Annotated in this window: 22 protein-coding genes; 15 read left to right on the top strand and 7 right to left on the bottom strand. The window is 64.4% G+C overall.

Annotated elements, in window-relative coordinates; genetic code table 11:
* The first annotated feature begins 51 nt into the window (after nt 1-51).
* From AC5Y21_RS20475 to AC5Y21_RS20440, 8 genes are all read left to right on the top strand, one after another.
* Nucleotides 52-1281, top strand: a complete 1230-nt coding sequence (locus AC5Y21_RS20475) for a cytochrome P450 (RefSeq protein ID WP_499915023.1) — start codon at nt 52-54, stop codon at nt 1279-1281.
* 127 nt (nt 1282-1408) lie between these two features.
* On the top strand, nt 1409-1861 hold the full coding sequence (locus AC5Y21_RS20470) for a hypothetical protein (RefSeq protein WP_499915055.1): 453 nt from the start codon (nt 1409-1411) through the stop codon (nt 1859-1861).
* Between the two features lie 70 nt (nt 1862-1931).
* Entirely contained in the window at nt 1932-3113 is a 1182-nt protein-coding gene (locus AC5Y21_RS20465; protein WP_499915022.1) for a cytochrome P450, read from the top strand.
* Nucleotides 3110-3304 carry a ferredoxin gene (locus AC5Y21_RS20460; protein ID WP_499915021.1) on the top strand — a complete coding sequence of 65 codons (195 nt, stop codon included), beginning with the start codon at nt 3110-3112 and terminating at the stop codon, nt 3302-3304. Before AC5Y21_RS20465 ends, AC5Y21_RS20460 begins: the two co-directional genes overlap by 4 nt.
* 79 nt (nt 3305-3383) lie before the next feature.
* Nucleotides 3384-4172: a heavy metal-binding domain-containing protein gene (locus AC5Y21_RS20455; RefSeq protein ID WP_499915020.1), complete on the top strand. Its 789-nt coding sequence runs from the start codon at nt 3384-3386 to the stop codon at nt 4170-4172.
* Nucleotides 4172-4555, top strand: coding sequence for a DUF5073 family protein (locus tag AC5Y21_RS20450; RefSeq protein WP_499915019.1), 384 nt, complete (start codon nt 4172-4174; stop codon nt 4553-4555). The genes AC5Y21_RS20455 and AC5Y21_RS20450 overlap by 1 nt, the downstream gene beginning before the upstream one ends.
* 179 nt (nt 4556-4734) lie before the next feature.
* Complete coding sequence (locus tag AC5Y21_RS20445) at nt 4735-5433, top strand: ABC transporter ATP-binding protein (RefSeq protein ID WP_499915054.1); 699 nt, start codon at nt 4735-4737, stop codon at nt 5431-5433.
* Nucleotides 5430-7934: an ABC transporter permease gene (locus AC5Y21_RS20440; protein ID WP_499915053.1), complete on the top strand. Its 2505-nt coding sequence runs from the start codon at nt 5430-5432 to the stop codon at nt 7932-7934. Before AC5Y21_RS20445 ends, AC5Y21_RS20440 begins: the two co-directional genes overlap by 4 nt.
* A gap of 15 nt (nt 7935-7949) precedes the next feature.
* Here the strand turns inward: AC5Y21_RS20440 and AC5Y21_RS20435 are convergent, their stop codons facing one another.
* The 3 genes from AC5Y21_RS20435 to AC5Y21_RS20425 are packed head-to-tail and all read right to left on the bottom strand — an operon-like array spanning nt 7950 to nt 10428.
* The gene (locus AC5Y21_RS20435) at nt 7950-8576 is read right to left on the bottom strand and encodes a class I SAM-dependent methyltransferase (RefSeq protein WP_499915052.1); all 627 of its coding nucleotides are present in this window, start codon (nt 8574-8576) and stop codon (nt 7950-7952) included.
* The gene (locus AC5Y21_RS20430) at nt 8573-9142 is read right to left on the bottom strand and encodes a DUF4389 domain-containing protein (protein WP_499915051.1); all 570 of its coding nucleotides are present in this window, start codon (nt 9140-9142) and stop codon (nt 8573-8575) included. The genes AC5Y21_RS20435 and AC5Y21_RS20430 overlap by 4 nt, the downstream gene beginning before the upstream one ends.
* Before the next feature lie 32 nt (nt 9143-9174).
* Complete coding sequence (locus tag AC5Y21_RS20425; protein WP_499915018.1) at nt 9175-10428, bottom strand: FAD-dependent oxidoreductase; 1254 nt, start codon at nt 10426-10428, stop codon at nt 9175-9177.
* A gap of 18 nt (nt 10429-10446) precedes the next feature.
* Here AC5Y21_RS20425 and AC5Y21_RS20420 point away from each other — a divergent pair, with 18 nt between their 5' ends.
* On the top strand, nt 10447-11385 hold the full coding sequence (locus AC5Y21_RS20420; protein WP_499915017.1) for an antibiotic biosynthesis monooxygenase: 939 nt from the start codon (nt 10447-10449) through the stop codon (nt 11383-11385).
* On the opposite strand, the gene AC5Y21_RS20415 is transcribed toward AC5Y21_RS20420, so the two are convergent.
* Nucleotides 11382-12251, bottom strand: coding sequence for an SDR family NAD(P)-dependent oxidoreductase (locus AC5Y21_RS20415; RefSeq protein WP_499915016.1), 870 nt, complete (start codon nt 12249-12251; stop codon nt 11382-11384). The genes AC5Y21_RS20420 and AC5Y21_RS20415 overlap by 4 nt on opposite strands.
* 67 nt (nt 12252-12318) lie before the next feature.
* Here AC5Y21_RS20415 and AC5Y21_RS20410 point away from each other — a divergent pair, with 67 nt between their 5' ends.
* Nucleotides 12319-12885 (top strand): hypothetical protein, encoded by a 567-nt coding sequence (locus tag AC5Y21_RS20410; protein WP_499915050.1) that lies wholly within the window; start codon nt 12319-12321, stop codon nt 12883-12885.
* A gap of 23 nt (nt 12886-12908) precedes the next feature.
* Here the strand turns inward: AC5Y21_RS20410 and AC5Y21_RS20405 are convergent, their stop codons facing one another.
* Complete coding sequence (locus AC5Y21_RS20405) at nt 12909-14036, bottom strand: sulfite oxidase (RefSeq protein WP_499915015.1); 1128 nt, start codon at nt 14034-14036, stop codon at nt 12909-12911.
* A 128-nt stretch (nt 14037-14164) separates the two neighbouring features.
* Between AC5Y21_RS20405 and AC5Y21_RS20400 the strand changes: the two genes are divergently transcribed.
* From AC5Y21_RS20400 to AC5Y21_RS20380, 5 genes are all read left to right on the top strand, one after another.
* Nucleotides 14165-15109, top strand: a complete 945-nt coding sequence (locus AC5Y21_RS20400; RefSeq protein WP_499915014.1) for a LysR family transcriptional regulator — start codon at nt 14165-14167, stop codon at nt 15107-15109.
* Nucleotides 15110-15247: 138 nt separating this feature from the next.
* Complete coding sequence (locus AC5Y21_RS20395; RefSeq protein WP_499915049.1) at nt 15248-15925, top strand: TetR/AcrR family transcriptional regulator; 678 nt, start codon at nt 15248-15250, stop codon at nt 15923-15925.
* A 32-nt stretch (nt 15926-15957) separates the two neighbouring features.
* A complete protein-coding gene (locus tag AC5Y21_RS20390) occupies nt 15958-17187 on the top strand; it encodes a cytochrome P450 (protein ID WP_499915013.1) in 1230 nt (409 codons plus the stop codon).
* Entirely contained in the window at nt 17181-18419 is a 1239-nt protein-coding gene (locus AC5Y21_RS20385) for a M24 family metallopeptidase (protein WP_499915012.1), read from the top strand. Before AC5Y21_RS20390 ends, AC5Y21_RS20385 begins: the two co-directional genes overlap by 7 nt.
* A 1-nt stretch (nt 18420) precedes the next feature.
* Complete coding sequence (locus AC5Y21_RS20380; protein ID WP_499915048.1) at nt 18421-19539, top strand: M24 family metallopeptidase; 1119 nt, start codon at nt 18421-18423, stop codon at nt 19537-19539.
* Between the two features lie 138 nt (nt 19540-19677).
* Here AC5Y21_RS20380 and AC5Y21_RS20375 read toward each other — a convergent pair whose 3' ends face one another.
* Nucleotides 19678-21198, bottom strand: coding sequence for a MutS-related protein (locus tag AC5Y21_RS20375; protein WP_499915011.1), 1521 nt, complete (start codon nt 21196-21198; stop codon nt 19678-19680).
* A complete protein-coding gene (locus AC5Y21_RS20370) occupies nt 21195-22730 on the bottom strand; it encodes a MutS-related protein (protein ID WP_499915010.1) in 1536 nt (511 codons plus the stop codon). The genes AC5Y21_RS20375 and AC5Y21_RS20370 overlap by 4 nt, the downstream gene beginning before the upstream one ends.
* Nucleotides 22731-22751: the final 21 nt, after the last annotated feature.

Raw genomic sequence — 22751 nt, 5'->3', positions numbered from 1 at the left:
CTGAGGCCGCTATCGCCGGATAGTCGATTCATCCGACCCGAGGAGACCACCATGACCGTCGATGCCCGCACCGCGAGTGTGTTCGAGCTCGCACTTCCAAAAATCGCGTATCACGACTCGCATGACCCCGACGAAGTCCACCGACTGATTCGGCAGGCCCGCCAGCAGTCACCAATCGCGTTGGGTCCCTATGGACCCGAAGTGCTTACCTACGATCTGGTGCGCACCGTCCTGCGCGATTCCCGGTTCGCTATGCCGCAGGGCATCGGTCTGGTGGTGCAGGGCATCACTTCCGGCCCGGTCTGGGACAAGGTATGCCGGCTCTTCATCAGCCTGAACGGTGCCGAGCACCTCCGGCTGCGGCGCTTGGTATCGCGGGCGTTCACCCCGCGCGCCGCGGCACGGATGCGCAGCGCGTGCGCCCACGTCATTACCGAGTTGGTGGACCGATTCGCCGCCGCCGGGCGTTGCGACATGGTCACCGACATCACGCAGCCATACCCGGTTCCGATCATCTGCGCGCTGCTGGGCGCACCCCGGGAGGACTGGCAACTGTTCTCGACGTGGGCGGGTGACATCAGCAAGGCCTTTGGGGCCAAAGTCGCCGAAGAAGAGTCAGCCATCCTGCGGGCCTGGGAGCAACTCGAGGCCTATATCGAGAACTTGATCGAGCGCCGGCGGCGATCTTTGTCCGACGACCTCATCTCCGAGCTCATCCGTGCCGAAGATAACAAAGACCGGCTCACCCATGAGGAGCTAGTCAACCTCGCCGCCATCTTGCTCAACGCCGGAACCGATACCACGCGAAACCAGTTAGCCGCCGCTGTGCAGGTCCTCTGCGAGCACCCTGACCAGTGGGCACTGCTCGCCGAGCATCCCGAGCTGGCACCGCAGGCCGTCGAGGAACTCATCCGTCACTCCCCGATCGTCTACACCGCGCTGCGCGTCGCCACCGAAGATGTGGTACTCGGCGACGCCCTCATCCCGGCGGGCACCTACGTCATCGCCAACACCGCGTCCGCCAACCGCGACGAGGCGGTATTCGACGACCCCGACCGTCTTGACATCACCCGCGAAGGAGCGCGGGGCGTGATGACCCTCGGCGGCGGCGCGCACTATTGCCTCGGCGCACACCTGGCCAGGGTCGAACTCGTCGAGGCGTTGCGCGTCATCACGCAGCGCATGCCCAACGCTCGGCGCGCCGGCCCCGCGCCGTGGCAGCTGCCGACCGAACTCTCCGGGCCCACAACGCTTCCCATTGAATTCGACGCAGCTTCTTAAAGCGCGACCACAGGCAAAAACCCCATCTCGTGCCGAGAATCAAGGGCTTTTGCGTCTGCTCGCGCCGTGGCATGTTGAGGATGATCTTCAAGGAGGGACGGACGTGGGCGGTTTTGGAGCGGCGGCGATGGGGGCGGCACCGGTCTTTGGTGGCGCGATGCTGGCCTTTGCGGCCGGGCAATTCAGGGGTCCGGACTTCCGCGGGATGATCAAGCAGGACATGGACCTATTGGATCGACTCCCCCCCGATGCCACTGAAAGACGCGCCAACCTGCAGCGCAGCATCGATGAGCGCATCGACGACCTAGTCGACGCCGCCGATAGGGGTCGCGCACTGCGCCGGGCGGCAACGTCTTACCACGGCAATTGGCGAGACGTGATGCTCTTTCTGTGCACGGTGTTGTTCACGATCGTTTGGTGGAACGTCAAACACGATCGCGCCAACTGGCTGCCGACCTTCATCGTGCTGATCGTGCTTTCGGTGGTGGCTGCCGGGTACGCGGTTCGGGGGGCGATCCGCTCCGCCGCCTCGCTGCTGCGACACAAGGCTCCCGCGGATGATCCGGAGCAACTTCCTTAACTTATGTATTTTTGCAATAAAACCGCCGAGAACCATTGCCCAGTTCAGGACGCGGTGTCAGGCTAACTGCATGACAGACACTGAGGGTTTCGTCGACCAGGCAGTCATGGGCCTCGCTGAGCCGCAACCCATGTACAAGGCGCTGCGCGAGTCGACTCCGGTATTTCGTGCGCCGCAAGCGGTGGTGCTCAGCCGTCTTGCCGACATCGAGATGGCGCTCAAGAGAACCGACCTGTTCTCGTCGAACATGGACGCCGTCGACCTCGGCAACGTGCGGCCGCTGATCCCGCTGCAAGTCGACCCGCCCGACCACGCGAAGTACCGCCGCATCTTGGACCCGCTGTTCACCCCCCGGGAAATGGCACGGCGCGAGCCACTCGTCACCGACCTGGTGAACGAGATGATCGATACCTTTGCCGACCGGGGCGAGTGCGACTTCCACGCCGAATTCGCCGTTCCGCTGCCCTGCACGGTGTTCCTAAAACTGCTGGGCCTGCCGCTGGAAGACCTCGACAAGTTTCTGGAGTGGAAGGACGGTGTGATCCGGCCCGAAGGCGCCACCGACTGGGAAGACCGGCACGACGCCTCCGCGCCGGTGGCGCAACAGATTTACGACTACTTCGAGCGCGCCATCGACGACCACATCGCCAACCCGCGTGACGACGTACTGTCCGCCATGATCGCCGCGAACGTAGAGAGTGAAGGACGGCCACTGTCACGCGACGAGCTGCTCGATATTTGCTTCCTGTTTTTGATCGCAGGGCTGGACACGGTCACCGACTCACTCGACTGCTTCTTCGTGTACCTCGCACGACACCCCGACCACCGCCATCAGCTCGTCGAGCAGCCCGACGTGCTGCCACACGCGATCGAAGAATTGTTGCGATGGGAGACACCGGTGCCAGGGGTTGCTCGCGTTGCCATGCAAGACGTCGAGGTGTCCGGATGCCCCATCAGCAAGGGCGAACGGGTCAGTCCGCTTCTGGGCGCGGCCAACACCGACCCAGCCGAGTTCCCCGATCCGGAGCTGGTGGACTTCAACCGCAATCCGAATCGGCATCGCGCGTTTGGCGGAGGTCCGCACCGCTGCCTCGGATCCCACCTGGCCCGCATGGAACTACGCGTGGCATTGCGCGAATTCCACCGGCGCATACCGGATTACGAGATCAAGCCTGGCACCCAACTGACCTACACCGCCGCCCTGCGATCGGTGGAGGCGCTGCCGCTGGTGTTCGGAGTTCCGGGGCGATGAGTCACGTCTCGGTCGACCCGGACCGCTGTGTCGGGCACGGCCGCTGCTACTCGCTGGCGCCGGACATCTTCGATGCCGACGAGATTGGACACTCAATCGTGCTGGTCGAGGACGTCTCCGGTGAGGCCGAGCAGCATGCCCGCACCGGCGAACAAAACTGCCCGGAGCAGGCGATCACGCTGACGCCCTGAGTGTCCCTGAAGCGATATGACAGACGCTTGCGGCTTGCGGGTCGTACGCTGACGCAAACTGCAGAAGGGACGCTTGCCAATGGAACCGAACCAGCTCGATCCAGTAGCCAGCGAACGGTTGTCGCACGCCGCCAAGTCGTGGACGTCCGACCTGTCGATCAACGAGTTCGCGTTACTGCACGGCGCCGGGTTCGAACCCATCGAACTGGTGATGGGTGTCTCGGTGTATCACGTCGGCTTTCAGTTCAGCGGCATGCGACAGCAACAGGAATTGGGCGTCCTCACCGAGGCGACTTATCGTGCGCGCTGGAATGCGATGGCGCGCATGCAGGCCGAAGCCGATGCGCTCAAAGCGGACGGGATCGTCGGCGTCCGGCTGAACTGGCGCCATCACGGCGAGGGCGGCGAACACCTCGAGTTCATGGCAGTCGGGACCGCGGTGCGCTACACCGAAAAGCCCGGCACATTCCGGCGTCCCAACGGACAGGCGTTTTCCAGCCACTTGTCCGGCCAGGACATGGTGACCCTGCTGCGGTCCGGGTTCGCGCCGGTGGCCTTCGTGATGGGCAACTGCGTGTTTCATATCGCCGTGCAGGGGTTCATGCAGACCCTCCGCCAGATGGGCCGCAACATGGAGATGCCGCAGTGGACGCAGGGCAACTACCAAGCGCGGGAGCTGGCGATGTCGCGCATGCAGAGCGAGGCCGAACGCGACGGCGCGACCGGCGTGGTGGGCGTGCACTTCGCGATTTCCAACTACGCGTGGGGACTCCACACGGTGGAGTTCTACACGGCGGGAACCGCGGTACGCCGCACCGGCAGCGGCGAAACCATCACGCCGTCGTTTGTCCTGCCGATGGACAACTGATGACCGAGTTCGATCCCGAGCGGGTGAGCCGCACAATCGCGGCCGCGCTCGCCGGTCCTGGCGGAGTGGCGTTGGTGGTGAACGTGTTCGCCGGACTCCCGGGCGTGGTGCATACACCCGCGCGACGTGGTCTGTTGCGATCGCAGCCGGAGCGGATCCAGATCGGCGATTGGCGCTACGAGGTCAGCCGCGACGGCCGCCTGCTGGCGGCGCACCTGGTCAACGGCGTCGTGATCGCCGAGGACCTCCTGCTCGCCGACGCCGTAGGTCCGCACATCGCCCGCGCGCTCGGGCAGATCGTCGCCAGATACGGCGCGAGTGTCGTCCCGAACATTAACGCCGCCGTCGAGATTCTTGGCACTAGCACCGGCCACGCGTTCTGATCCGACGCGCGGCCTAGACCCCGAAACCGGATTTGAGCTGCGATCGCCCAACCGTCGAACCGCTCGGGCATCGGCCTCGTGTACATCGCATGGGTCATGGCCGTCACGCGCTGAGCAGTTCGCGCTCATTGCCGACGATGATGGGTGGACTCGCTACGGTCGATAGGCCGAATCACGAGCTGACCATCGAGCTCCGTGATGTGGTGCGCCAGTACCGCGTCGGCGGTCAACTGGTGCGCGCACTCGACGGGATCAACCTGAGGCTCGAGGGCGGTCAGTTCCTGTCGATCGTAGGGCCGTCGGGGGCGGGCAAGAGCACCCTTCTGCACCTGCTCGGCGCGCTTGACTCCCCCGATTCGGGATCGATCACGTTCGACGGCAAGGAAATCGGCCGCCTCGGCGATGAGCAGCAGTCCGACTTTCGGCACCACCGGGTGGGATTTGTCTTCCAGTTCTTCAATTTGCTGCCGACGCTCTCGGCATGGGAGAACGTGGCCGTGCCCAAGCTGCTGGACGGTGTGCGGCTGGGCAAGGCCAAGCCGGCTGCGGTCCAACTGCTGGAACGGGTCGGGCTCGGCGACCGGACCGAGCATCGGCCGTCGGAGATGTCCGGTGGCCAGATGCAGCGGGTAGCGGTGGCGCGGGCCTTGATGATGGACCCGCCGCTGATTCTCGCCGACGAGCCAACGGGCAATCTCGATTCCACAACGGGCGCTTCGATCTTGGAACTTCTCGCCGAAGTCGCGCACGAGCCAGGCCGCAGTCGGCTGGTGGTGATGGTCACCCACAACCCGGAGGCCGCGGAGGCGACGGACCGGGTTATCACACTGCAGGACGGCAGGGTCGGTTCCGACCAGTCGTTGTTGGTTTCGTGGTGAATCCGGGCTCGGCGGCAGCTGCCGCGGCCAGCCGGCTACGGGTGTTCAGCCTGCGCGAACTCGCCGTTCATCGTCGCCGCACGACCGCCTCGATCGCGGTAATGGCAGTGTCCGCAATGTATCTGGTGGCGATATTCGGCATCTTCGGCTCGATCACTGGTTCGGTGAACCGACTGGCCGACGGTATCGCGGGTATCGCCGCCCTGGAGGTGTCGGGTATCACCGACGCAGGATTCCCCGACACCATAACGGCCGACGTGGCCGCGGTTCCCGGTGTCGCGGTCGCGGCGCCGATGATCCGTACGTCGGCGTCCACCACGTCGGGGCCCGTGCTGTTGTTCGGCGCGGACGCGAGCATCGGCGCGCTGGGCGGCGCACTCAAAGACGCCGTATCGGGACAGCTGACCACCCCGTCGGCGACACCCGACGGGGTACGCGTCGGTCCGGCTGTGGGCCACGCCAAAGGCACCACATTCCAGCTTGGTTCGGGGTCCGTCACGGTCATCGAGGTGCTCGGCGGTAAGCGACTTGCGGATCTCAACGGCGGACACTATGTCCTTGGCCCACTTGCTTTGGCGCAGAACATCACCGGGCGGCACGGCCAGCTCGACTCGATCCTGATCACCGTCAAACCGGGTGCTGATCTGGCCCAGGTTCGCAATGCCGTCACCGCCGCGGTGAACGGCCGGGCAATTGTGGCGGACCCCAGTATGCGGGCGACCAGAGCGGGCGACGGCGTCAAGATGATGAACTACATGGCGCTGATGGGCGCGATGGTCGCTTTGATGGTTGGCGCCTTTCTGATCTACACCACGATGACGATGGCGATCACCCAGCGCCGCCCGGTCATCTCGATGCTGCGCGCGATCGGTGGCCGGCGGACCACCATCGTTCGTGACATGCTCGCCGAAGCGGCATTGCTGGGACTTTTCGGCGGAGCCATCGGGTCGGCCGCCGGAATATTGCTGGGCCGCATTGCCATTGGCCGATTGCCTGCGGCCATGACCCAGGGGCTGGAGGCCCGCATCGAGTACTGGTTGCCGGGCTACGCGATACCTGTCGCGTTGGCGGCCACGGTAGTCACCAGTGTAATCGCCTCGGCGATGGCCACGCGGCAGGTGTACAAGGTCTCACCGATCGAGGCGTTGGCGCCCGTCGGGGTATCGGCCGCCGATCGCGTGCCGCCCTGGCTGCGGAGGGCAACCGGGATCGGGGCCGTCACGGTATTGGCGTTATCGATGCTGGTCGTCGTCAGCCAACGAGGTGTCGTGGCCTTTGCCGCGATGTCTGCCGTGTTCTGTGCCGAAGTTGCGCTCGGCTTCGCGCTCACCGCGCCGATCGTGAAGGCCACGGCCGCGACGGCCCGCATGTTCGGATCGTTCGGCGCACTGGCGGCGGCGACGATCGAGCGCGCACCGCGCCGGGTCTGGGCGACGGTGATGACGGTCCTCATCGCGGTGGTGACCACCATCGCGATCACCGGCACCAACACCGACATGATCCGCTCGGCGCGGGGCATCTTCTCGCCGGTCGCCGAGGTCCCGATTTGGGTAAGCGCCAATGCTCCCGATAGCTACCCCACCGACGCTCTGCCGCAAGGACTTTCCGAAAAAGTGACCTCGATGCGGGGCGTGGCACGCGTCGTCGAGGGCGCGTTCGGGTTCGCCGAGGTCGGCGGCACCCGTGTGATGCTGGACGGGTTTTCCGCGGGAACCGCCGACGCACTCTTCCGCGCGCTCGACAATCGGGTCCGGTCCGAAGTGCTCGCCGGTCAGGGCGTGGTGCTCACCCAGAATCTGGGCAAGACCCTCCACGTCCGGGCCGGTGATCCACTACGTATGCAAACCCCGCGCGGCCTGCGACAGACAACCGTGCTGGCCGTGGTGCCATACTTCTCGACCGTCATCGGAACGGTCGGAATGAGCCTCGATCAACTGCGCACCTGGTTCGACCGTCCGGCGGCCACCGTACTGCAGGTTTCGGCGTCCCCGGGCGTCGACCCGAAACACCTGCTGACCGAGGTCCGCCGGATGGTACCCGCGCCGAATTGCGTCTACGACGGTCGTGCGGAGTTGGCCGGGCTTGAGGCGCCGATGCGGCAGAGCATGTTCATCGCGAATGCCGTGTGGGTCATCATCGTGTTGGTGACGGCGGTCGCGCTACTCAACACCCTGACGCTGTCGGTGCTGGAACGCCGCCGCGAAATCGGTGTGCTGCGGGCGATGGGATCCAGCCGACACTTCACACTGCAGATGGTTCTGGTCGAGGCGGTGGGTATCGGGGTGGTCGGTGGTGTGTTGGGGCTGATATTCGGCGTGACGGACCAGTGGCTGTTCAGCCTCGTCAGCGGCGAGATGATGAGCTTTCAAGTGAGCTTCCGGCCAAGCGCTGGGGTACTTGTCTTCACGATCGGGGCGCTGGCGATCAGCTTGCTCGGGTCCGTGCCACCCGCGCGGCGCGCGGCGCGGCTCAATATCATCGAGGCCGTCAGCGTCGACTAGAGCCTGGCTATTCGCTCACTGTGGCTCGATCAATGTGGCGAAGCCTTCCAGATGAGGTTTGCACGGGAACGGCACCGGGGTTCGGATGCTGCGCAGTCCCGCGGTGTCGAAGCCTGCTGCGGCAATGGAGTCGACGGTTCTGCGGTTCGGCTCGCAGCCGGCGGCCAACCAAGACCACGGCTTTGCGACAAGGTCTTGCAACCGACCGATCGCGCCCTCGCCGCGAACATGCTCGAGCACCACCAGCCGGCCTCCCGGCGCGAGCACCCGCCGGATCTCGCGCAGGGTGGCGGCGACGTCGTCGACGGAGCACAACACCAGCCCGGTGTGCACCGAGTCGAAGCTGTTGTCCGGAAACGGAATCGACTCGCCCGTCCCGGCCACAATGTCGGCTGCGAGGCCGCGGCGCAAGGCGACGCGAGATCCCATCCGCTGGAAGGCGGGCACCGGCTCAACGGCGGCCACCGAGGTCACCGTCGGCGGCACGAACTTCAAGTCGGTGCCTGGTCCAAGTCCGACCATCAGCAGCCGGCCCGTCGCATGGGCGAGCGCCGCCCGTCGATATCGGTAGTAGAAAAGCCGGTCGAAAATCGGCTGACCGAATCGGTACACATAGGGGAACAGCGGATTACTGCGCGTTATCGGCTACCTAAATCGAGTTGGAATGGCGGATATTCGTCCCGCATCAAAGAAACATACACCGCAACCCGATAGCGCCAACGCACGATGCCGAGGAGGAACTCGAAGATGCCACGCGGAATCGTCGCGGTGCACAACAACGCCACCGCGGCGATCACGGTGAGCACCTGCAGGAGTGGTTCCATCGCCCAGCAGAGGAGTATCTGCGGCAGCGCCAGCAGCCACCACTTCACCAGCACAGCCCAATTCGCAAGCCGCTCTGGATAGTCCACCTCGAGATCGGCCGGATAATCGGCCCGCGGCGCGAGCGTAAAGGGCGGGTACCGGTCGGTGCTGTTCATCGGGAACCGGTAATTCATGACCCGCCACGACCAGCGCAGAACACCGACGTTGAAGTCGAAGATCGCGTGCGGATACCGTCCCGTGAGTAAAATGGCAACGCCCGCAACGATTGTCAGCAGCGGATACACCAAATACAGCATTATCAATATCGGGTAGTGCGGAACGGCCAGCACACACCACTTGACGAGCCAGAGCCAGCGCGACGGCGTGTCGAGGGCGCCTCGCACCCGCACCGGATCGTCTGGATTGCTCATCACCGTCACGGACAAACAGCGGCCGAGATCGGGTTGGTCGCCGCGGCGAGTTCCCGGCTGATCTGCTGCGCCAGCCGGCGGTGACTTGTCCAACGCAGAAACGTGGTCATGGTCCAGGTGTGGAACCGGTCCGAGATCAAAGCCGCCGGTCTCAGCGTCGATTCGCCGTGGGCGACCTGAAGCGACGCCACCCTGGACACCGCTGCGACCTTGCGCCGCCTGGTCTTCTCGTACCAGCGCAGCGCGCTCGGGACATCACCGAACCGGGGGTTTGTTCCTCGTTGCAGGTCCGAGAGCGCCTTGCACAACACCATCGCGTCGAGCAACGCCTGATTGGTGCCCTGCGCGAGCGTCGGCGGCATCGTATGGGCGGCGTCACCGAGCAACGTGAGCACTCCGGCACTCGCGGTGGGAATCGGATGTCGAAAATGCGGAAAGGGTGAAGCCGCCAGGTCGTCGTCGGTGAGTTTTGCGAGCAGCAGGTCGACCGACTCGGTCCAGCCGCTGAAATTGGACCGGATCACGTCGATAGGACGCCGCGGCCGGACGAATTCGGATGACCACGGCAAGTCGAACCACCACTGCAGATGGGAGTCGCCCGCGGGCCAGAGCCCCAGGTTTCCGCGTTCACCGATCACGATGAGCCCGACCCGCCGGTCTGTGACATCCGAGATCTCCGGAAACCGAACCAGCCCCTGCCAACTGCACCAGCCCGTCGGCTCCGCGTCCGGCGCACCGACCACGTCCCGGATTCTCGAATGCAAGCCGTCGGCGCCGATCAGCACATCGCCTTCGGCCGAGCTGCCGTCTTCGAATTCCACCCGCACCCCGTCGTGCCAAGTCGTGACCCCGACAGCCCGGGAACCGCATCGGATGCGTTCTCTTGGAAAGCCTTCCAGCAGCCTTTCCAACAAAACACGACGTGGCACCATCCGCACGGACGCACCGAGCCGGTTCTGGATCGCCGTCACGTCCAAGGTGGCGAGTGGGCGTCCGCTTGATGTCGTCACCCGGACGCGGGACAGCAGCTGACCGGCACCGTCCATGTCCACGCCCAGCTGCCGCAGCACTGTCTCGCCGTTGGACCAAATGGTCACGGCACCGCCACCCGCCTGCACATCCGACCGCTGATCGAAGACGGCGACGTCATGCCCGTCTCGCAGCAACCCCCGGGCAACGGATATTCCGGCTACGGCAGCGCCGACAACAAGCACCCGAAGGGGTCGGCGCGAAGGCTTTTCGGCGGACACGCTCAACATCGGTGGTAGACAACTGACATGACTGTTGGCGCCATCGCGATCACGATCTTTCATCCGCCCTCCGATCCGCGGCGATTCGACCGGTGGGTGGCCGGATATGTTGCTTCGGCGCGTCACTGCATTGGTCACGTATCCGCGCGTCAATCGGTTCAGGGCAGCGAGCAGCTCGATTGGGCGGTCGAGATCTCCTTCGAGAACGCTGACCAGCTCGACGCCTGGCTCGATAGCGATGAGCGCCGAGCCCTGGTCGCCGACGGTCAAGCGCAGGGCTACTGGCGGTCCGCCTCGGATCTGGTGCTCGCGGACGACGAGCTGCCACCAGCCAACGTGGGTGTTTTCCTGCATAGCGTGACGCCCGGCAAAGAAGCTGAATTCGTGGCGGCCCAAAGCGATCTGACGATGGTCAGCTCCGGCTTCCCGGGATATGAAGGCACGGCACTGTTTCCGGCGGACGCGTCGGGCCACTGGATGTCGGTGCTTCGCTTCCGGACGGCGGCTCAGCTGACGGCATGGATTCGGTCGCGCGAGCGCCAGGAAGCGTTGCCGCGCCTGCGGGGCGAACTGACCCGAGACTTCGCCGAACTGCCACGTAGCGCGCCATTCGGGTCGACGGTTCGAATCGCCGACGGTCATACGAGGATCACACCGGCATGGAAGACAGCGATGCTGGTCGTGCTGTGCCTGTACCCGACGGTGATTCTGCTGTCCAAGTGGCTGTCGCCGGCGTTTGGTCAGCTTGGTATGCACCAGGCCCTGGCGGTGTTCGTCGGTAACGTCATCAGCGTCGTCCTCCTGCAATGGGTGCTGGTGCCGGCGGCATCGCTGCCGTTTCGGCGCTGGCTCGACCCGATCGATGGGGCAGCTGCGCGAATCAGCGTGGCCGGAGCGGCGGCGCTCGTCGTCGCCTACGCCGTACTGCTGGTGATATTCACGGTCGTCGGATGGCCGGGCAGCTAACCGCCGATCATGTTGTGCAGTTCCTCGACTGACCAAGGCCCGGAGTCGTGGTGGTCCCGGTAACCCAGTACCCGCGGCACCGGCCGATCGAAGCGGCCGACGAATCCCCCTGCGGCAACAAAGATCTGGCCCGTCACACCGCGTGACAAGTCGCTGGCAAGATACGCGTAGATCGGGGCCGCAAAAGCAGCCGGAGCGACGTCCAGCGAGGCTAGTTTGGTGATCTCATCGAGTAGTCCGCGACGGTGCAGATCGTCGATATGTTCTTCGTACTCCGCACCGGACGACAGCCGTGTCCGCGCGCCCGGACACACCACGTTGGCGCGCACGCCGTGACCTTTCAATTCCGCGGCAATAGCGACGGTCAGTCCGTTGACCGCGCCTTTGCCCGCCGGATAGCCGGTGCCGCCGTAATCGCCGAGGAACGCGGCTGAGCTGGTGTTGATGATCGACCCCCGCCCTTGGGCGGCCATGACCGGCGCGGCCACCCGGCAGGTGTGAAACGTCGTGCCGACGTGGGCGCTCATCAGCCGGTCGAACTCCGCCGGCGAGATGTTAAGGATCGAAGAACGGAGCGGTTCGGCGATCCCTGCGCAATTGATCAGCACGTCGAGCCGTCCGAATGTATCAGTGCATTCTTGGATGAGCGTCGGGGCAACGCGTTCGTCGTCTGCTGCTCCGGATACGGCGGCGGCCCGACCTCCTGAGGCGCTGAGGGCCGCGACCGTCTCTTCAACGGCAACGGGATCGCGCCCGTTGACCACGACGCCCGCACCGAGGTCGCAGAGCAGTTCAGCCACTGCGCGCCCGATGCCGCGACTGCCGCCGACCACGACGGCGGCATGCCCGGCCAGCAAACCGGCCATATCAGGTCTCCTGTCGTTGGCACAGCAGCGCGGGGTACTGTGCGATGCGATGAGAATCTCTCATACGGTGCTCGCCGGCCTGACAGCGGTGACTCTGGCGCTATCGGTGGACGGCTGCAGCAGTAAACCGTCGTCGACTGCCGGCCGCAGCTCCGCGCCGCCATCGTCAGCACAGGCACAGCCGACCGATTACGCCAAATTGTTGATCCAGGCGACAGACATCGTCGCGCCGGACCCCTTCACGGCCGGCCCGCACACAAACAATCCGAACGGCCAGCCAGGTGTCGCGGCAACGTTCAGCACCGAAGACGGCATTCACGTCATTCACGACACGATCCAGGTTCTGGCGGATCCCGCCGCCGCTACCAATGCGTTGAATGCGGCGAAGGGCGCACAGGCGAACGCCCTGAAACACCCGAAAACGCAACCCGCCAACATCGGTACCGGTGGGACGACGGTGCTGGGTAATCTGCTGGACCGGTCCAAAGGCGTGACAATCCTGTTGTTCACCGAGGGCAGGGCGTTCGTCACACTGCAATTCGATGGCCCGGTCGACTCTTTGGCGCCTTCCGACTTCTACACCGATGTTGGTCAGAAGCAGGACGCGGCCATCAAGAAGGGGCTCGGCGGCTGATCGGGTGTCGCCGGCGGTTTGCGCTATATCACCGTGAATGCGACGCGCGCCCAGGCGTTGTTGCCGTATCCGCGTGGATTCCACAGGGACGCCGCTGATTCCGGTTGCAGGGCGCCGGTGTCGTCCCAGGCTCGTGCGGTGACGCGCAGCGGTCCCGGTCGTACGTCCACGGTCAGCGACCACGGTCGCCATGACCATTCGCTGGGTGCCCTGTGTAGGTCGGCTCGCTGCCAGGTGAGGCCGTCGTCGAGGGAAACGTCGACCCGCTCTACGGTGCGGCCATCGCCGGCAATCCCATAACCGCGGATGGTCAGGGCGCCCGCGGCCACCTGGTCGCCGTCGGTGGGGTTCAGCACGTCGCAGTTGAGCGCCAGCGACGACAGCGAAATGCCTTCGCCTGGCTCGCTGGCGTCGGGATCGGCCTCCGGAGGCAGGATGCGGTAATCGTGGGCCTGGAAGTAGTTCTGGGACGGCCCGGCTTGCACGGTGACGCCGGTGACCCATTTGACGCTGCGGGCACCGATGTAGCCCGGCACCACCACGCGGACGGGCCCGCCGTGGGCGCGCGGAAGCAATTTGCCGTTCATCTGCCAGGCCAGCAACACCTCCGCTGACATCGCCTTGCTCATCGGGATGGAGCTGCCATAGGTCTGGACGGGCCGCGCTTCCTGGGCCACGTCGGGTGCATCGAAGGCAATATGCAGCCCGTCCCCCGACTGCGCTCCGGCCGCCGCGAGGATGTCCGCCAACCGCACGCCGCGCCATTGGGCGGTGGAGATCGCCCCGTGGGCCCACGGTTCTTTACCGGGTATCGCCCGGACCCGCAGCATCTCGGCACGCCGATTGCCGGCGCACGCCAACGTCGCCACCACATTGTGCTGGTCGAAATCGGTTTTCAACTGGTCGTAGGTCAAGGTGAGCGCCTTGTCGACCAGGCCCGCGACCGTCAGCCGCCACTGCTTCGGCGCGATTTCGGGGATGGGACCGTGATTGCGAGCATAGAACGCGTCGGCTGGGGTGATAGGGCTGTTCGCCAGCACGGCGGCCGGTGGCTCGGCGTTGTAAGGAACTTGTGTGCGCACGATCATGTCCTCGCGTTTACCCCACGGCCCCTGTCCGATATGGGCCCGCCGCGCTGCGATCGTGTTCATATCCGTCATTGTCCGTCGTCAAACCCAGCCAGGGGTACCCTTCTGCATTTTGTGAGCTCACAAATTAGGCTTGTGCGCGTCTGCCAGCTCACAAGTGAAGCTTGTATGCCCGTCGTCGGAGGATCATCATGGCATCCCTCAGCACGCATATGCCGGAACTGTCCGCGTTCGAAATCTTCTTGGCGATCGCCAGGACGGGCAGCCTCGGTGCCGCAGGGCGCGAGTTCGGCCTGACGCAGCAGGCGGTTTCGGCGCGATTGGCCTCGATCGAGGCGCAGACCGGTGTGACGCTAGTCGTGCGAACACCACGCGGCTCTCAACTGACGTCCGCCGGCGTCGTCGTCGCCGAGTGGGCGGACCGGTTGCTCGACGTCGCTCACTATGTGGATGCCGGGTTGGCCTCGCTGCGCTCAGAGAAGCGCAAGCGCGTCAAGGTCGCTGCCAGCCTGACGATAGCCGAACAGCTGATGCCCCGCTGGTTGGTGTCGCTGCAGGTTGCGGCGAACCGGCTCAGCGCCCCCACCCCTGAAGTCATCATGACGGCGACCAACAGCGATCAGGCAATTTCAGCCGTACGAACTACGGCCGCAGACCTCGGCTTCATCGAGACTCCCTACCTGCCAACAGGATTACGCAGTCGGGTGGTCGGGCATGACGAGCTGGTGTTGGTCGTGCCGGTCGACCACAAGTGGGCGCGCCGCCAGCGAACGGTCAGCGCAGCCGAACTGAGCCAAACGCCACTTGTGACTCGCGAACCGGGCTCGGGCACGCGTGATTCGCTGACCGCGGCGCTACGCGCAATGCTGGGCGACTCGATGCGGCAAGCGCAACCGGTCCTCGAATTGTCTTCGGCCGCCGCGGTGCGTTCGGCCGTCGTCGCAGGCGCGGGGCCCGCGGTGATGAGCCGGCTGGCGGTTGCTGACGACCTGGCGATCGGACGCCTGCGCAGCGTGGCGGTCCCTGAATTGGATCTCAGACGCGAACTGCGCGCCATCTGGGTGGGTGGACGTACTCCGACCGCCGGAGCAGCCCGCGACCTGCTCGTTCACATCACTAGCCGCGGTGGCGGGTAGCCGGAGTTCGCGCAGCGTGCGACGAGATCGACGCTAGCGCGGAAAGTGCGGGTGGCCATCACGCTAGCGTCGATCTGGGCGATAACGACGAATGAACGCTGCCTCGCCCTTAAACAGATTGATTTAATTGCGGGCGCGGTGTTCACTGATTCGATGACCGCTGAGCGAACAGTTCGCTCTGACAGATCGATGGGGACTCGCGAAGCAATCCTGTCGGCGGCGGAATTGTTGTTCGCCGAATGCGGCATGTATGCCGTGTCCAACCGGCAGATCAGCGATGCGGCGGGACAGCGCAACAATGCCGCCGCCTGTTATCACTTCGGTTCCCGGATCGACCTGCTGCGGGCGATAGAAAGCAAGCATCGGGAGCCGATCGAGCAACTGCGTGCCCAGATGCTGGCCGACGTCGGTGATTCGGCCGAGTTACGAGACTGGGTAAGCACATTGGTGCGCCCGCTCACCGATCACCTGGCGGCGCTGGGCACGCCGAGCTGGTACGCACGCTTTGCCGCTCAGGCCATGGCCGACCCCACGTACCGCCACGTCGTCACCAAGGACGCGTTGACGTCGCCGATGCTGGTGCGCACCGTTAGCGGCATCAACCGCTGCCTGCCCGACCTGCCCAAGCGAGTGCGTTCCGAACGCGGCGTGATGGCCCGCAACCTGCTGATGCACACGTGCGCCGAACACGAAGCCGCGCTGGCCGAACACGGCCGACGGTCTCGTTCGGCCTGGCCAGTGGCCGGCGAGGGACTGATTGACGCAATCGTCGGGCTGTGGCGCGCCCCCGTCCATGTCAACGTGGCCGTCGGCTAGCCACCGGAAACTATAGGAGTGCGAGGACCACAATGACCGACATCTCGACCGATAGTCCCACCAACGTCCCCGAGTTTCCGATGACACGGAAGGCGACCTGTCCGTTTGCGCCCCCACCAAAGGTGTTGGAGCTCAACGCTGCTAAACAGTTGAGCAAGGTCCGGATCTGGGACGACAGCACACCCTGGCTGATCACCGGCTACGACGCGATACGTGCGTTGTTCACCGATTCCCGTGCCTGCGTCGACGACCGACTGCCGGGCTATCCGCACTGGAACGAGGGAATGTTGGCGACGGTGCACTCCCGGCCGCGTTCGGTCTTCACCTCAGACGCCGAAGAGCACACTCGTTTCCGCCGGATGCTGTCAAAACCGTTCACCTTCAAGCGTGTCGAAGCGCTGCGTCCGGCGGTGCAGAAGATCACCGACGACCACATCGACGCCCTGCTGGCCGGCCCTCAGCCGGGTGACGTCATCAGCACATTGGCGTTGCCTGTTCCCTCGCTGGTCATCAGCCAGTTGTTGGGCGTTCCCTACGACGACGCCGATTTCTTTCAGCAGCAGGCTCACCGGGGCATGGGCCGCTATGCGACGCCTGAGGACACCGCGCAGGGCGCCGCCTCGTTGGCGAAGTACCTGGCCAAGTTGATTCGGAACAAGATGCACAGTCCCGCAGAGGATTTGGTTTCCGACCTGGCCGAACGAGTCAACGCCGAAGAGATCAGCGTGCGCGAGGCCGCGCAACTGGCCACCGGGGTGCTGATCGCCGGTCATGAGACCACCGCCAACATGATCGGGCTGGGTGTCGCGGTACTGCTGGAGCACCCCGATCAGTTGGAGTTGCTGCGAGACACCAAGGATCCCAAGTTCATCGCCAGCGGGGTCGAAGAGCTGATGCGGTATCTGAGCATCATCCAGACCGGGCAGCGCCGCATCGCCATCGAGGACATCGAGGTCGGCGGCGAGACCATCCGCGCCGGCGAGGGCATCATTCTCGACGTCGCTCCGGCCAACTGGGATAGCCGCCAATTCCCTAACCCGGACCGGCTGGACCTGCGCCGCGACGACGGTCCGCACGTGGGGTTCGGGTATGGCCGGCATCAATGCGTCGGTCAACAACTCGCGCGGATGGAGTTACAGATCGTCTTGCCCACCTTGTTTCGCCGTATCCCCACGCTGCGGCTGGCGGTGCCACTCGAAGAGCTACCGTTCAAGCACGATTCACTGGCCTACGGCCTCTACGAGCTTCCGGTCACATGGTGACGAACAATCTCGCTGCCCGCGGCGCGACCCTCGACATTCCCGACGAACCTGACTGGGAGCGCATGCGATGCGAGATCGGGGCACGGTTGCGTTCGGCGATGGCCGAGCACGGAGTCGACGCGCTGATTCTGTTGATGAACGGCCACGTCCAATATGCGACCGGGGTCAGTTGGCCGTTGCTGGACGCGGGCCTGTCACATGTGGAGCGCCCAGTGGCGATCGTGCTGGCCGAGGACGTGCATCCGCATCTCTTCCTGCCTTTTCGAAGCGGAGCCTCGTCGGCGCCATCTGGTCCTGTCGACCACGTGCACGACCCGGTCTATCTCGAATTCGACTACGGCGTAGCACAGTTCGCTCGCGTCCTGGCCGGGCTGATCCCGCCGGGTGCGACCGTCGCCGTCGACGAACTGACCGGTGCGATGCGCAGGTCAGAGGCCACACTGTTCCCGTCGGGCCCGCCGTCGGATGCGGCGATGGTTGTCGGTGCGGCGCAGTTGGTCAAGACACGCGACGAGGTTTCGTGTATCCGGCGGGCGTCGCGGATCACCGAGCAGGCGATGACGGATGTGCAGCAGGCACTGGCGCCGGGTGTGCGGCAGATCGACCTTTCGGCCACGCTGGTACGGCGTGCGTTCGAGCTCGGCGCCACCGCCAACATGCTGGAGGCCATCTGGCAGGTGATGCCGGCTTCACGCGAAGCCGGCGTGTGGACGACCCACGGCGATCTGGCGTTGCCGCTGCTGCCGAGCGATCGGGAACTGTCAGCGGGGGATGTGCTCTGGACCGATATCAGCTTCAGCTACGCCGGATACTGCTCAGATTTCGGCCGCACCTGGCTGGTCGGCGAACCACCCACGGCAGCGCAGCAGGACCAGTTCCGGCAGTGGCGACACATCCTGGACGCGGTGCTCGCGGTGACCAGGGCCGGCGCTACCTCGGGGGATTTGGCCCGCGCGGCGATTGCCGCTTACAGCGGCCGCAAACCGTGGCTGCCGCACTTCTACCTGGGCCACGGCATCGGCACCTATCCCGCCGAAACCCCCATGATCGGAACCGATCTGGGCGAGGAGTTCGACGACAACTTCGTCTTTCCACCCGGCATGGTGTTGGTTTTGGAACCGGTGGTGTGGGAGGACGGTTCCGGTGGCTATCGCAGTGAGGAGATCGTGGTGATCACCGAAGACGGCTACACGCCTATCACCGACTACCCCTACTCCCCCTACGGTGACTGAGATTGCGCCAGACGTCCTCCCGTTGCGGGTCGGGCGTCGGAAGCGGGCGCTGGCCCAAATGGAGGCACACGACCTCGACTTGCTGGTGCTCGGGCGGCAAGCCAACGTCCGCTACGTCACCGGCGCCCCGCAGCTGTGGATCGCCGGAACGCGACCGTTCGGTCCGGTCTGCGTCGTAGTGCGCGCCACCGGCGACATCTACCTCAACACCACTGACGACGAAGGCGTCCCCGAGGAGATAGGCCACGATCACCTCTACGGCTTGACGTGGAACCCGATGACGCTGATCGACGTATTGAAGAAGATCGATGGTGCCGATACGGCGCGACGGGTCGGAACCGACGCCATCACACCGACTTTCGCCGCGTTGCTGCCCGATGCGTTTCCCAGCGCCGAGCTGGTGGACGGCGAGCTGGCGATGCGCGAGGCACGGCGCATCAAGACACCCGATGAGATCGCGGCCGTGGGCGTGGCTCTTCGTATCGCCGAAGGTGGCCTCGCCGCCGGGGTGACCGAATTGCGGATCGGGGTATCGGAGCCGAAGCTGGCCGGCGCGGTGCTGGAAGCTATGGCCGCCGGCGGGGTCAGCACACCCGCCACCCAGGATGCCGCGTGGGTGACCTCGCGCGAACATCCGTGGCGGCGTGCACAGCCGCACAGCAATATTCGGGGAGGCGATCTTGTCGCCTTCGCCGCCGGTGCATTGGCCGGCGGCTACGTCGGCGAGGTGGGCCGCACCTGGCCGGTAGGAGAGGTTTCGGCCGAGGCGCGCGAGCTGTACCGGCGCTCGAACACGCTGCACGACAGACTCATTGCGGCTTGCCGTCCAGGAGCGTCCACCCGTGGTTTGCTCGACGCCTATGACGCGTCCGGAGAGCCGATTCCGCCGATGCCGGTCGCATACGGGCTCGGGCTGGGCTTCGATCCGCCGGTGGTGTCTGAAATACTTTCTGCCGCAGATGAACACGAGCACCTCGAATCGGGGATGGTGCTGGCGATCACGGCTTATGTGTGGCAGGAAGGCGTCGGCGCCGTACTTCGCCGAGACACGGTTCACATCACCGAGGGCGGCGCTGAGGTGCTGACCACGAGCCCGTCCTGGGATGACGACACGACCTGATCCACGAGGTCATCGGGTCGGACTCGCGGCCCTCGAGAGGCTGGTATAAACAAACCGGCTACTACGGCCAACGGTAATCGCCTATCCGGACGACGGCCCCTGCTAATCCCCAGTCCGCACTGCAAAACCGCGCGAACGTCACCGAGCGACGGACTTCGCGGCCGCGGCCACGCCGAATACGCGGCGGAACGAGTCGCCGCCGTAACTGGTCGGTTGTGGTTCGGCCTCGATAAGCCGGAACGTCCGTACTTCGTCGTCGCGCCGCTCGGCGCGCAAGAATAGCGAACTGGGATCGTGACGACCATGCAGCGTGCTAGCCAGGTCGTAGAGGTGGGTGACCAATACCACCTGGACACCCACCTCGCTGAAGGCGTCGATGACGGACCGCGCGATCTGGGATCCTTCCCGCTCGTTGGTCGACGCGAACGACTCGTTGCAAAGCACAAGCGAATTCGGACCAATGTAGTCGACAATTTTGCTCATTCGCATCAGTTCCTCGTCCAGCTTGCCGTGGGTCAAGGTGGCGTCCTCTTCACGCTTGAAATGCGTGATAGTCGCGTTGACGATGCTGGCGACAAACGACTCTGCTGCAACAAACATTCCGGCCTGCATCATGATCTGCGCGGCTCCGATGCTGCGCAGGAAGGTCGACTTGCCACCCGCATTGGCGCCGGTCACCACGATCAACGATTTGTTGTCAGCCGCCACATCGTTAGCGATCACAGCCCGAGTTGCCGTGAGGCACAATGCGATATCGCGCAGGCCGCGGCAGCTGAACCTCCGCGTGCCGATTGGTGCTGGAGTGGGAAAACAGGTTGTCACACCAGATTCGGTCAACCGCGCGTGCAAGTTAACGCAGCCAATATAAAATGCCAGTTCCGCTCGCAATCGGGTGAAGAAGTCCTCTACGTGATCTGCGGATTGAGTCACGGTGTTGGCAATGTCGTTGACGCCGCGGCCGGCCAGTGCGGTGAGCGCATCCGCGCCGGCTTGGTCGCGCTCGTCGACCGTAAACCCAAACCCGTTGTGCGCATTTCCCGTCAACCTCTCCCACCAACTGAGCTTGGGAGCCCGGTGCAGGATGTGGTCTCGTCCTATGTTGCCGGGGCCTAACTGGGCGCTGAGCAACACGCCACGGGGCAGCTGAAGCTCGGCAATTTCGTGATCGAGGCGCGTGAGGTAGTCATCGGTGAGTTGTTCGGTGATCATCGCCAGAAACTGGCTGAAACCCGGCGATTGAAAGTCCGACGCGTGCCGGTCGCACACCGCGCGCATTTGTCTCAAGCTGGAGACCAGCAGTTCCAGAATCCGCACCGAGCGCCGCAGAATGGCCTGTGGGTCCCGAAAGAGTAGGGCACCCAGAAAGACTTTGCGGCGTACGTTGGCCGCATCCGTGGCGATCGCATACATCTCACGCACCGGTTCGGGATTGGCCAAGCAATCTGCCAACACCTGCTGGCGGTAGTTGATTACTGCGGGGTCGCGCACGCTCGCAGGCACGACTTGTGTGGCGATCTCGCGTACGAAGTCATCGGCGGCGGCCATTGCCCGGTACAGCGTGCTCAGTTCCAGGTCGTCTTCGATCATCATCGTGATGCCCGGCGGCAGTTGCCGTTCCAGTGTGTGGTCGTGTTTCGGATGCAGCAGCCTGACTCTCATTGCGCGAACCTCCTCAGCAACACCTCGTGACTGAGTCCGTACTTGTCGGCGAGCGCCGCGGCATAGGCCACGCCGTCGGCCGGCCTGCGAGTGAATCGGAAGGTTCGCACAGTGGGGTCATCGGGCGCCACATCGCCCACCATGCTGACGCAAGCGGCGTCGAGACTGGCCAGTTCGTCCAGAAATGTCACATAGACACCGATGCAGCCGATGGCGATCATGCGTCGGAGCACTTCGGCACCGATCACGAGAGAGTCATTGGCGGTGGTCGACGAGAAACTTTCGTTCATCACCACCAGGTTGTTGGGACGGGCTCGCGACACGATCTCGTGGATCCGCACCAACTCGTCGTCCAGCTTGCCACGCAATGTCGAGATGCTTTCCTGTCGCTCGAAATGGGTGAAGATCACGTCGGGCATGACCAGCTTGGCGGTTTCCGCCGGAACCGGGCAGCCGAGTGCCGCCAGATAGAAAAGCTGCCCCACGGTACGTGCGAAGGTAGTCTTTCCGCCTTGGTTGGGTCCAGTCACCACTAAAATGCGCTCGTTATGCTGAAGGCGAAAGCTGTTGGCTACCAAGGGATCGTGATCATCGTTCTGCTTGATCGCCAACGCCAGGTCGAATGCATTCTGGGCGAACAGACCCTCGAAGTCTGTCGTCACCTCTGGATAGCTGAACGCGTAGTCGCCTCTCTCGAAGCGGTGCATGAAATGCAGGTAAGACAAGTAGAACTGCGCTTCCCGGGCGAACATGGACAGCCGTTTGTCCAGGAAGTTCTGGTGATGCGCGCAGTAGTCGTGCAGTCGTCGAAATTCATCGGGGAACAGCTTGGCTACGCACTCGAGGATCTGTTCTTCGACATGGTTCATGTCGACGTAGTCCTTGATCACCGCGCGGTAGTCCTTGCCGGCCTGCGTGGCGAACCGTTCGAAAGTTGCGGCGACGTCGGCGCTGTAGTCGTTCTGTGCCGCATACCGTTCCACGTGCACGCGAAGCCCCTCGACGTGCACGGTATAGCGGATCTCACCCATTCCAGCCTGCATCGCTTCGGTTTCGGAGACGAGCAGCCGGAACCGATCACCATCGAGGTAGCGACGCAGGTAATCGGCGAAATCCGTTAATCCGGCCGACGACGCGTGCGCGGCCTGGAGGTCGGTATTCAGTGACGACACCGCACGGCAATAGGTGTGCACTGCGTACACGAACCAGCCCTGCTTTTGCAGCGGGTGCCAGATCTTTGACGCCTGCCGCAGCTGATTGCGGACGATACGCATGTCGCTGGTGAACGCGTCGATCGGACCCCCGATGACATCACGCTCGATGTCCTGGAACACCGCTTGCCGGTAACCGACTTCGGCGATGTCACGCGCGGGCGTATAGAAGAACGACGCTAGGCGGGGGTCGTCCCCGTCACCGATAATCTCGTTGACGACTTGATCGAGGAGCAAGTCGGCGAAGCAGTCAGGAGCCGGACGGTCGTCAACGCCCACAGGCCGGGGGTGGGTGAACAAGATGCTTTCAAAGCGCACCATGCGCGGCTCACCTGCCTTCTT

The sequence above is a fragment of the Mycobacterium sp. NGS41 genome (assembly GCF_059812725.1).
The sequence above is the reverse complement of the archived record's forward strand: the minus strand, read 5'-3'. Positions and strand labels throughout refer to the sequence as shown.